11 protein-coding genes, 1 tRNA gene and 1 pseudogene are annotated in these 10953 nt (G+C 63.9%); 9 read left to right on the top strand and 4 right to left on the bottom strand.

What is annotated here, in order from left to right:
• A pseudogene (locus ACIP1U_RS07520) lies at positions 1 to 691 on the top strand (translational GTPase TypA); the annotation flags it as partial.
• 87 nt (positions 692 to 778) lie between these two features.
• Here ACIP1U_RS07520 and ACIP1U_RS07515 read toward each other — a convergent pair.
• Both ACIP1U_RS07515 and ACIP1U_RS07510 read right to left on the bottom strand, forming a co-directional pair.
• Positions 779 to 1639 (bottom strand): sterol desaturase family protein, encoded by an 861-nt coding sequence (locus ACIP1U_RS07515; protein WP_400313387.1) that lies wholly within the window; start codon positions 1637 to 1639, stop codon positions 779 to 781.
• A complete protein-coding gene (locus ACIP1U_RS07510; protein ID WP_400313869.1) occupies positions 1636 to 1932 on the bottom strand; it encodes a hypothetical protein in 297 nt (98 codons plus the stop codon). Before ACIP1U_RS07510 ends, ACIP1U_RS07515 begins: the two co-directional genes overlap by 4 nt.
• On the opposite strand from ACIP1U_RS07510, the gene ACIP1U_RS07505 reads away from it, so the two are divergent.
• The 7 genes from ACIP1U_RS07505 (at position 1892) to ACIP1U_RS07475 (ending at position 8658) form a co-directional block, all read left to right on the top strand.
• Positions 1892 to 3460 (top strand): methyl-accepting chemotaxis protein, encoded by a 1569-nt coding sequence (locus tag ACIP1U_RS07505; RefSeq protein ID WP_400313381.1) that lies wholly within the window; start codon positions 1892 to 1894, stop codon positions 3458 to 3460. The genes ACIP1U_RS07510 and ACIP1U_RS07505 overlap by 41 nt on opposite strands.
• Positions 3461 to 3576: 116 nt before the next feature.
• The gene (locus ACIP1U_RS07500; protein ID WP_400313379.1) at positions 3577 to 4665 is read left to right on the top strand and encodes an enoyl-CoA hydratase/isomerase family protein; all 1089 of its coding nucleotides are present in this window, start codon (positions 3577 to 3579) and stop codon (positions 4663 to 4665) included.
• Positions 4666 to 4825: 160 nt separating this feature from the next.
• Complete coding sequence (locus ACIP1U_RS07495) at positions 4826 to 5389, top strand: NADPH-dependent FMN reductase (protein ID WP_400313377.1); 564 nt, start codon at positions 4826 to 4828, stop codon at positions 5387 to 5389.
• Positions 5390 to 5673: 284 nt separating this feature from the next.
• Positions 5674 to 6711: a tRNA dihydrouridine(20/20a) synthase DusA gene (dusA, locus tag ACIP1U_RS07490; RefSeq protein WP_400313374.1), complete on the top strand. Its 1038-nt coding sequence runs from the start codon at positions 5674 to 5676 to the stop codon at positions 6709 to 6711.
• Positions 6712 to 7692: 981 nt separating this feature from the next.
• Positions 7693 to 7971: a hypothetical protein gene (locus tag ACIP1U_RS07485; RefSeq protein WP_400313829.1), complete on the top strand. Its 279-nt coding sequence runs from the start codon at positions 7693 to 7695 to the stop codon at positions 7969 to 7971.
• 102 nt (positions 7972 to 8073) lie between these two features.
• Positions 8074 to 8149: transfer RNA gene (locus ACIP1U_RS07480), tRNA-His, on the top strand.
• A 158-nt stretch (positions 8150 to 8307) separates the two neighbouring features.
• Positions 8308 to 8658, top strand: a complete 351-nt coding sequence (locus tag ACIP1U_RS07475) for a hypothetical protein (RefSeq protein ID WP_400313371.1) — start codon at positions 8308 to 8310, stop codon at positions 8656 to 8658.
• A gap of 37 nt (positions 8659 to 8695) precedes the next feature.
• Here ACIP1U_RS07475 and ACIP1U_RS07470 read toward each other — a convergent pair whose 3' ends face one another.
• Entirely contained in the window at positions 8696 to 8866 is a 171-nt protein-coding gene (locus ACIP1U_RS07470; RefSeq protein ID WP_400313368.1) for a hypothetical protein, read from the bottom strand.
• A 113-nt stretch (positions 8867 to 8979) separates the two neighbouring features.
• Positions 8980 to 9636, bottom strand: coding sequence for a transcriptional repressor LexA (lexA, locus tag ACIP1U_RS07465; protein ID WP_029048697.1), 657 nt, complete (start codon positions 9634 to 9636; stop codon positions 8980 to 8982).
• A 298-nt stretch (positions 9637 to 9934) separates the two neighbouring features.
• Between lexA and ACIP1U_RS07460 the strand changes: the two genes are divergently transcribed.
• A complete protein-coding gene (locus tag ACIP1U_RS07460) occupies positions 9935 to 10927 on the top strand; it encodes an asparaginase (protein ID WP_400313365.1) in 993 nt (330 codons plus the stop codon).
• Positions 10928 to 10953 lie beyond the last annotated feature (26 nt).

The following is a 10953-nucleotide window of genomic DNA, read 5'->3' as shown; positions in this document are numbered from 1 at the left end:
AGGCTTCGAGCTGGCCGTGTCGCGTCCGCGCGTGGTGTTCAAGGAAATCGACGGCGTCAAGAACGAGCCGTACGAACTGTTGACCGTGGACGTCGAAGACAGCCACCAGGGCGGCGTGATGGAAGAGCTGGGCCGCCGCAAGGGCGAACTGCTCGACATGGCCTCGGACGGCAAGGGCCGTACCCGCCTGGAATACCGCATCCCGGCCCGCGGCCTGATCGGCTTCCAGGGCGAGTTCATGACGCTGACGCGCGGCACCGGCCTGATCAGCCATATCTTCGACGACTACGCGCCGGTGCGCGAAGGCGGCCTGGGCGAGCGCCACAACGGCGTGCTGATCTCGCAGGACGACGGCGATGCGGTGGCCTACGCGCTGTGGAAGCTGCAGGACCGCGGCCGTATGTTCGTCAAGCCGGGCGATGCGCTGTATGAAGGCATGATCATCGGCATCCACAGCCGCGACAACGACCTGGTGGTCAACCCGATCAAGGGCAAGCAGCTGACCAACGTGCGTGCGTCGGGTACCGACGAAGCGGTGCGCCTGGTGCCGCCGATCCAGATGTCGCTGGAGTATGCGGTGGAATTCATCGCCGACGACGAACTGGTCGAGCTCACGCCCAAGAGCATCCGCCTGCGCAAGCGCCACCTGAAGGAGCACGAACGCAAGCGAGCCTCCCGCGAAGGCGCATAAGCGTTCACGGTGTCAAAAAAACCGCGCTTTCGAGCGCGGTTTTTTTATTGGTTGCAGATCGATCAGAAAAAGCCTGAAGGCAAGTTTCTACGTTCGCGGAAGCACCTCCGTAGCGGACGCACGCGGGCTGCGCCATTCCGGCGGCTTCCACAGGTAGCGGAGATCCCGGTCGCGCCACGCGTCCACGGACATGGCATGCCATTCGTGGAAGGTCAGCGTCAGTGGGTTGTGCGTGCGCACCTGGCGCGTGATGCCATACAACGGCGCCTCCCGCTCGGGGACGAAGGTGCCGAAGAGCCTGTCCCACACCGTCAGCACGCCGGCGTAGTTGCGGTCGATGTACTGCGGGTTCCTGGCGTGATGCACGCGATGGACCGAAGGCGTATTGAACACCGATTCGATCCACGGCCAGCGCCGTCCCAGCCGCGTATGGACAAAGAACTGGAATGCCAGATTAAGGCCGACGGCAAGGATCACCCAGTCCGGCGTGAAGCCGATATACGCCAGCGGAATCCAGAACAGCCACATCCCGGACAGCGGATACGTCAGGCTTTGCCGGAACGCCGTCGAGAAATTCATGCCTTCCGACGAGTGATGCGTCACGTGCGACGCCCATAGCCAGCGCACGCGATGGCTGGCGCGGTGGAACCAGTAGTAAAGGAAGTCCTGCAACAGCAGCAACAGCGCGAACGACCACGCCGTCTCGGGGACCGTACGCAATCCATGCTGGTAGCACCAGCTGTACACCGTCCGGATCATCAGCCAAAGGAAGAACGCGTCCGACGCCTGGTGCATCAACGCGAGCGCCGCATTGGAGGCGGTATCGCGCAGGCTGTACACCGACGGGTCGCGGCGCGCCCAGTACCAGGCTTCGCCGGCAATGGTCAGCAGGAAGACTGGCGCAAACGCCAGCAGCACGAGTCCGGGATCGAGCGATTCGGTGGTCATGCCGCAAGTGTGCACATTCCGTCCGGAATTGCTACGAGGGCTTCCTCCAAACGTTCTCGGGTGACGTGGGTGCGCCGCATCGGGCACATCCTCGCATTCCTGCACTCAAGCGTAGTTGTGTTGCACATAGGAAGGTAACTAATCCGGGTTAAGGAACCGTTGCGCGCGCCGTAGATGAGCAGGGCGGCGGCATGCCGCCGGATTTCGCCAACTTCTTCGACCTCTTTTTTCGCGTTTCTACCCGGAGCTTCAATGTTCAAGAACACTACCATCGGAGCCAGATTGTGGTTCATGACGATCGTTACCAATTTGTTGCTTCTGATTGTCGGCGCCGTCGGTTGGCTCGGCATGTCGCGCAGTAACGATGCCACGCGCCAGATCTATTCGCAGCAATTGTCGGCAGCGGTGCATCTTGCCGAAGCGCGTTCGAACCAGTTGCTGGTGCGAGTGCTGCTCGATCAGGCCACCTTCGCCACGGATCCGGCAGACGCCAAGGCCCGCGCCGCGACCGCCGAGGGCTTTGCGCGCGATTCCGAGAAAGCATGGAAGGCCTACCTTGCGCTGCACCGCTCGGCTGAAGAAGACAGGATGGTCGATGATGTCACCGCCAAGCGCGACGCGCTGTTCAAGCAAGGCGTGGCCCCCATGATCGCCGCGTTGCATGCGGCCGATCGTGATGCGGTGATGAAGTACGTGCTCGAGGAAATTCCCAAACTCGACATCGCCTTCACCGCGGCCAATGCAGAGCTCAACAAGCTGCAGCTGGCCAGCGCGAAGGAGGTCTACGAAGCGTCGCAGCACCGCTATCGCAACCTGTTCACGATGTCTGTCATCGCGCTGGTGCTCGGCCTGGCGTTCAGTACCGTGGTGGCGTGGCGCCTGCGCGGTTCGATCGTGCAGCCGCTCGATGTTGCCATCACGCGCTTCGACAGGATCGCCGGCGGGGATCTGAGTGTCCAGGCAGCGACCGGTGGTGGCGTGCAGGCCGATGAGGCAGCGCGCAACGAAACCGCGCGCATGCTGGGCATGCTGGGCCGCATGCAACACAGCCTGGTGGCGATGGTGGGCGAAGTGCGCGGTGGTGCCGACGCGATTGCCTCGGCCAGCAAGCAGATCGCCAGCGGCAATGCCGACCTGTCGCAGCGTACCGAGCAACAGGCCGCATCCCTGGAAGAAACCGCGTCCAGCATGGAAGAGCTGACCAGCACCGTGCGCCAGAACGCCGACAGCGCGCGTGAGGCGCGCACGCTGGCCACCGACGCCAGCGCGCTGGCAGAGCGGGGCAGCGAGGCGGTGTCGCGCGTGGTCGATACCATGCGCTCGATCGACGGCAGCTCGAGCAAGATCGTGGACATCATCGACGTGATCGAGAAGATCGCGTTCCAGACCAATATCCTGGCGCTCAATGCCGCCGTCGAAGCGGCGCGCGCCGGCGAGCACGGCCGCGGCTTCGCGGTGGTGGCGGGAGACGTCCGTGACCTGGCGCAGCGCTGCGCCGGCGCATCGAAGGAAATCCGGACGCTGATCGGCGCTTCGGTGGCGAACGTGCGCGAAGGGACGGGACTGGTCGACGATGCCGGCCGCGCCATGCAGGACATCGTCGACGCCGTGCGGCGCGTGAGCAGCATCATCGGCGATATCAGCGCAGCGTCGGACGAACAGTCGCACGGCATCGAGCAGGTCAACGTGGCGGTGTCGCAGATGGACAGCATGACCCAGCAGAACGCGGCGCTGGTCGAGCAGGCCGCTGCCGCGGCCGCTTCGCTGGAAGACCAGGCGCAGCGCCTGACCGCGCTGGTGGCGACGTTCAGGCTGGCCTGAACGCGGCCGCCCGCGGCGCATGCGCATGGTCCTTGCATGCGCCGCAAGCTGCCCATGGGGGTGCGCCTGCCGGTGCGACTGGCGTAAAATCGCCAGTTGCATTGGAGGAGTAAGACATGACTGAATTCGTCACGACCGAAGTCCACGGTGGCATCGGATACCTGACGCTGAATCGTCCGCAGGCGCTCAACGCGCTGTCGCTGGACATGATCCGCGCCATCACCCGGGCGCTGCAGGCGTGGGCTTCGGCGCCCGAAGTGGTGGCGGTAGTGGTCTCCGGTGCCGGCGGCAAGGCATTCTGCGCCGGTGGCGATATCCGCTACTTCCACAAGGCGGCGCACGAAGGCGATCCGCTGCTCGACCAGTTCTTCGTCGAGGAATACGCGCTCAATTTCCTGATCCACCGCTACGCCAAGCCCTACATCGCGCTGATGGACGGCGTGGTGATGGGCGGCGGCATGGGCATTTCGCAAGGAGCCCGGCTGCGCCTGGTCACCGAGCGCACCAGGATGGCCATGCCCGAAACCAATATCGGCCTGTTCCCCGATGTCGGCGGAGGCTGGTTCCTGGCACGCACGCCGGGCCATATCGGCGAATACCTGGGGCTGACTGGCACCGCGATCAGCGCGGCCGATGCGCTATACGCAGGCCTGGCCGACGCCTGCCTGCCGGGCAACCGGCTGGCCGAGCTGGTGGATACGCTGCGTGCGCAGCAGTTTGCCAGCGGCGATGCCGTTCTCGCGCATATCGAAGGCTTCACCGCACCGCACCGCGCTGACTGCGTGCCTGCGCAAAGCACGCTGGCGGGCCTGTCCGCACAGATCGACGCGCTGTTCGCCGGTAAAACCGCGCAGGATATCCTGGCGGCCGTCAGCGATGCGCCGGGCGACTGGGCTGCGCAGACTGCTGCCATGCTGCGCAGCCGTTCGCCGCTGATGCTGTGCGTGTCGCTGGAGCAGATCCGCCGCGCGCGCGGCATGTCGCTCGAAGATGAGCTGCGCATGGAACTGGACATGATGCACTACGTGTTCCGCAAGGGCGACGGCGTCGAGGGCATCCGTGCCCTGGCGATCGACAAGGACCACAAGCCGCGCTGGCAGCATGCCCGGCTGGATGAGGTTGGCCGCGAGACAGTCCAGTCGTTCTTCGACAGCCCGTGGCGCACGGAAGACCATCCGCTCGCCGCGCTGGGCAAGGACGCCTGATCAGCCCGTTCACTCTGCCGGGCGGGCGTGCGGGCCGCTCGGCTCACGCCGGAACAGTCGCGACTCGGGTAGAGTGGTGGCTGGACCGGCGCGGGCAAACATGCCAGCCATGGTGCCTGTGCCGTCCGCTTCAAGTGTCCACACACACAAAGGAGCCGTGATGAGTCATCCTCGTGATGTCGTTGTACTGGTGGGAAGCCTGCGCAAGGAGTCGTACAACCGCAAGCTGGCCAAGGCGCTGATCGCGCAGGCGCCGGCACAACTCAAGCTGGAGATCGTCGAGATCGGCGAGCTGCAGCTCTACAATCAGGACCTGGACGGCAAGCCGCCCCAGACCTGGGCCGCGTTCCGCGATCGCGTGCGCCGCGCCGATGCGGTGCTGTTTGTCACGCCTGAGTACAATCGCTCGGTCCCCGCGCCGCTGAAGAACGCCATCGACGTGGGCTCGCGCCCCTATGGCAGCAGCGTCTGGGATGGCAAGCCGGGCGCCATCATCAGTGCCTCGCCGGGTGCCGTCGGCGGGTTTGGCGCCAACCATCACCTGCGGCAGTCGATGGTGTTCCTCAATATTCCGATCCTGCAGCAGCCCGAGGTCTATATCGCCGGTGTTGACAAGCTGTTCGACGAGCAGGGCGGCATTGCCAACGAATCCACACGGGGCTTCCTCGACAAGTTCCTGGCCGCGTTCGCCACGTGGATCGACAAGACTTCAGCCACACGATGAGCTTGCGCGTGGCCGCGCCCTGGCACGACTGATCGTTCGTGGTCAGTATCATCGAGGTTTTCTCCGTGCCGGCTACGACCTTCGTCACGGTCTGGCCGTAGCGCGCCTGCAGCGTCTCGGGCGAAAGATCTACCAGGGTGGTAAACTCATGCGCCTCCCGAAAAGCCGCGATATTGCCGCGGCTGCATTGTGTGCGACGCCCCCGGCGCACGGGAGCTGCCTCCACCGGGCGGCGTTGATATCTGCGAGTAGCATGAGGATTGGTCACGCCGATCCGTTCCCAAATGACCCATTTCCAAGGTAAACCTGCCGCGGCAAGTCCGCGCCGCATATCCGTGGCGCCGATGATGGACTGGACTGACCGTTATTGCCGCACGTTCCACCGCCAGCTCAGTCGCCATACCTGGCTGTATACCGAGATGGTGACCACCGGCGCGCTGCTGCATGGAGACGTGCCGCGTCACCTCGATTTCGATGCTGCCGAGCAGCCCGTCGCGCTGCAACTGGGCGGCAGTGAGCCGGCAGACCTCGCCGCGGCCGCGAGGCTGGGCGAGCAATGGGGCTACAAGGAGATCAACCTGAATTGCGGCTGCCCCTCCGAGCGCGTGCAGCGCGGTGCTTTCGGCGCCTGCCTGATGGCGGAGCCCGAACTGGTTGCCGATTGCGTGAAGGCGATGCGCGATGCGGTCGGCATCCCGGTGACGGTGAAGCATCGCATCGGCATCGATACCATCGAGCACTACGATTTCGTGCGAGATTTTGTCGGCACGGTCGCGGAAGCAGGCTGCGACACATTTATCGTTCATGCGCGCAATGCCATCCTGAAAGGCCTGAGCCCAAAGGAAAACCGCGAGATTCCGCCGCTGCGCTATGAAGTCGCATACCAGCTGAAACAGGAATTTCCGCAGTTGGAGATCCTGATCAATGGCGGCATCGTCACCTATGACGAGATGGCGCGACATCTGCGACATGTCGACGGTGTGATGATTGGCCGCGAGGCCTATCACCAGCCCTATGTGCTGGCTGAAATGGATGTACGCTTCTATGGCGACGCCGAGGCACCAGTGCGATCGCGGTTGGATGTAGAGCTATCGATGCAGGGTTATATCGGCGACATGGTCGAGCGCGGCGGGTATATGGGTGCAGTCACCCGGCATATGCTGGGGCTGTACCGAGGCGTTGCGGGAGGACGAGGCTGGCGCCGCGTGCTGTCCGATGCGAAACGCATGCATGCCGCGCGCACTCGCGCCGATGTTGATGCACTGTTTGCGGAGGCGCGTACACACCTGCGTCCCCTGGCATCAGAGCCGCTGGCGGCATAGAGCGTTCGCGCCGAACGATCGGGTGTCACCCGTTATGATGGGGCGCTTGAGTCGGTGCTCTAACACCGAATCGTCAATTTATGCATCGATTGCCGAGAGTAGCGCGCGCGACACTTGCTATCGCCGATCGCCCGGAAACTGGCGCCTGGAAAGGGATTCCCCTAATTCGCCAAGGCAGGGCACTTTTCTACACTGTGCCTGCCCTCGAATGCAGGGCTTTCTTCAACTGATTATTCAGCCCGCTTCGGCGGGCTTTTTTTCGTCGGCGCGTCTGGCGCTCTTCGTTTACCCGAATGGTGCAATTCCCGGATGACAGTTACATTACAACGGCCTTCAGGGCATTTGAGATCGCTAAAGTTAAGAGTCCGCGCTGCGGACTCTTTTTTTGGCCTTTTGCGACGCGCCATTCGAGCCGGTTTGACCGGACGGCCCGGAAAAGAGTTCCATCGGTCACGCTTGCGGCGCGAGATCTATCGCGAAGTATGGCTGATGCCAACGTCCAGCGTTCCGTAGGTCGTGATCCCCGACTCCCGTCCATCGGCGCCCCCGCCCGCGCAGCCCGCCAGGGCCGCGACCAGCCCCAGCAGCGACAAGACTCCCGCCAGACGTCCAAGCATTGTTCGCATGCTCCTTCCTCGCAATCTTCCTGAAGATGGTTGGGCCATGGCCAATGCGCGAGGTTCCAGCGAACCTTGCATTGCCAAGCCGAACTGCCGGGGGAGGAGAAAAAAGAGGCAGGCAGCCCGATGGGACGGGCCGCCTGACGGGAAGATCGAGGGGGGTCAATGTCCCTCGGGGCAGAGTATCGCTGCGCGCACGTTCGGCAAGAACCCTGCAGAGGTGGGGCTGCGCATGCGATATCGCCTGCAAATGGCGACTTACCGCAAAGGCCTGTCGCGCCGCGTTCCGCGCCCATGTCTGCCCCCTGGTCCGCGTGCTACGATTCTTCGCATCGCCACAGGCGGACTGACGGCAGCAAGCGTGGACAAAGCGAACGCAAACAACGAAGAGTCATTCGGCGAGGTGTTTGAAGACTTCAGGCTGGTCTGGGTCGCCGAACAACTGCAGGATGGCAAATGGACGGCGCGCTACTGCTGGCACTACGGCACCTCGGCAGCCGCGGGCAGGGCGCTGCAGGAAGCCGTCCTCAATGGCAAGTCACGCCGGCTGTTGGGCCACTTCGGCACCGAGGCGGAGACCATTGCTGCCATCAAGCAGGCAGTATTGCTGGAGGCGAAGTGGCAGCCGCGCAAGTCGTGATGCAAGTCCAGAAAAAAATTTGTGCGGGATACTAGCCATCTCGGAAAAGAGTTTGTATAATCTTGGTTTTCGTCGATCAGCGCTTCGCTGATGACCTCTGCGGTGGCTGTAGCTCAGTTGGTAGAGTCCAGGATTGTGATTCCTGTCGTCGTGGGTTCGAGTCCCATCAGCCACCCCAAATTATTCTGCAAAACAGCGCCTTTACGGGCGCTGTTTTGCTTTGTGGAATTCCGCGCGAAGCTCGGTCCTGGTGTTCCGTCTGCCCACGACCGATGTGCCGCGCCTTTACTCCAAAGGCTTCGTATGTTTCTTCGAGCAGTGGTATTGGGCGCTAGCGTGGCAGTGGCCGCGATGATGGCCGGGTGCGCCACTGGCACGTCGGAAAAAGACATTCGAGCACGGCCGCCGATGCGCTTGTTCACGCCGGCAAAAATGGCCGATGTTGCCAAATGCCTGCGCAACAATCTTGGCGATGAGGCCACGGTAGTCAATCTGCCGGCACAGAATCAGACGGAAATCCGGATCGGGCAGCCAAAAGGCGGCGGCGAGTTTGCATATGCCTATCTGATCTCGCTGACGGCCAAGCCGGATGGCACGGCCGTCGAACTGCGCAAGACCGATACGTGGTTCCCGCAGATGACGCCGCAAGAACTGGAAACGGAAACCAAGGCGTGCGCGCGTAGCTGATGCAGGGCAGGCCGCTGGTCGGAAAGTCAGGTCATCTTCAGATGGCCAGCTTGCTCGTGGTTTCCAGTTCAAGCATCCTGCAGATGGCGGCCATGCTGCCCACCATGGTCCGGCGCTGCGCGCCCTGATAGACGCGTACGCCCTTGCACTGGCGGAAGGGTACCGGTTTGACCGGGCGGCGGGCGGCGACGGGGTGGGTTTGCGGCATGGTTGCACCTCTTTTTCAGGCAAAAGCGGGGTCAACACCCGGCAAGCCGGGCGGCGTCTGCAAAGCAATGGAAGCGGATGGGTCCGCGCAGGCGAAGCGCCTGCAGTGCCCGGTTAGAAGCCGGAGGATCGGATCAGACCGACCGCAATGCCTTCCAGCGAAAACTCTTCGCGCCCGGGTTCAACGATGATGTTGGCGAAGTCCGGGTTTTCTGCGATCAACTCGATATGGCCGCCGCGCCGTTGCAGGCGCTTGACCGTGACATCGTCGCCGAGTCGCGCCACCACGATCTTGCCGTTGGGCGCTTCGCTGGCGCGCCGCACGGCGAGCAAGTCGCCGTCGAGAATGCCGGCGTCGCGCATGCTCAGGCCGCGCACGCGCAGCAGGTAGTCGGGGCGTTCATCGAAGACCGAGGCGTCGACCTGGTATTGGCGGTCGATATGCTCGGCGGCAAGGATGGGACTGCCGGCGGCAACGCGGCCTACCAACGGCAGCGTCAGCTGCAATACGCCGGGGATGGGCAGCGAGAACTGGTCCGGCATCTCCGAGTCGCTGCGTGAAACCTTCAGGCGGATGCCGCGCGAGGCGCCTGGCGTCAACTCGATCACGCCTTTGCGGGCCAGCGCGCGCAAGTGTTCTTCCGCTGCGTTTGGCGAGGAAAAGCCGAATTCGGCAGCAATTTCGGCGCGCGTGGGCGGGAAGCCGGTACGGCGGATCGTATTGCGGATCAGATCGAAAATCTGCTGCTGCCGGGGTGTCAGGGTCGCCATGGGATCGCCGTTCCGTGCGGGCGCGCTGGGGCAGGGCTGGGATGGGCTGCCCAACGAGCTGTGCTGTCGAGCTGGGCTGTCCGCAGGTATCCTGCATCCGGCGAGCCGGGCACTGTATGTTTAAACAGTATGCTGTGATTTTATACAGTATCGGCGTCAGTGCAAGCAGAATTTTTGCTGGCGTGCGTGGACCGATCGGCCTCGGCGCGCGCCATGCTGGCGGAAGTCCGCCATTACAATCGCGACTCGATCTCCCGGCGCTTGCGTTCCCTTCCTGTTTCCTGAGCCTCCAGCACCCATGACCCAATTGCCTCGCATCGTTGTATTGGCTACCGGCGGCACCATTGCCGGCGCTTCCGGGAACCCTGCCAGTAGCGCGCACTACCAGGCGGCCACCGTGCCCGTGTCGTCGTTGCTGGCCGCGGTTCCGGTACTGAAGTCGGTGGCGCGGATCGAAGCCGAGCAAGTGGCGCAGGTCGACAGCAAGGACATGACCTTCGCGCTCTGGGCGGCGCTTGCGGCGCGCGTGGAGCACTGGTCGGCGCAGGCGGATGTGGCGGGCATCGTGATCACGCACGGCACCGATACGCTGGAAGAGACTGCGATGGCGCTGCACCTCACGCAGGCATGCCCGGTCCCGGTGGTGATGACGGCGGCGATGCGGCCGTCCACCTCGCTGTCGGCTGACGGTCCGCTCAACCTGCTCGACGCGGTGCGGGTGGCGGTCCATCCGGATGCGCGCGGCAAGGGGGTTCTGGTGGTGCTGAACCAGCAGATCCACGCGGCGCGCGATGTTGCCAAGGCGCATACCTCGGCAGTGGATGCCTTCGTGTCCCAATGCGGGCCGCTCGGGATGGTGCAGGACGACTACGTGCGGTTCGCCCGCACGCCCCGGCAGGCATGGGCGATCGGGCCGATGCCACGCGCGTGGCCGGTGGTTGAGATCGTGGCGAGCTACACGCAGCCGGGTCGTGTCGCCGTCGACGCGCTGGTGCAGGCTGGCGTGGCCGGCCTGGTGGTGGCCGCGGCGGGCAATGGTTCGATACATGAAGTGCTGGCAGAGGCCCTGGTGGATGCCGCCGCCGCCGGCGTGGCTGTGGTGCGCAGTTCACGCACTGGGGCCGGTCATGTGGCGATCCCGGTGCATCCTGGCCCGTCCGATGGCGTTTTCGTCTCTGCCGCGGACCTGAATCCGTACAAGGCGAGGGTGCTGCTTACACTGGCGCTGGCGGCCGATCCTGCGCTGGCGCGGGATCCAGTGCGCTTGCAGGCAGCGTTTGCCAAGGCCTGAAGCGGCCTTGCTGCTTGCGCGCCCGG

This window comes from Cupriavidus sp. NPDC089707 (assembly GCF_044748965.1).
Taxonomy (GTDB): Bacteria; Pseudomonadota; Gammaproteobacteria; order Burkholderiales; family Burkholderiaceae; genus Cupriavidus.
Note: the sequence above shows the minus strand (reverse complement) of the source record. Positions and strands in the feature narration are given on the sequence as shown.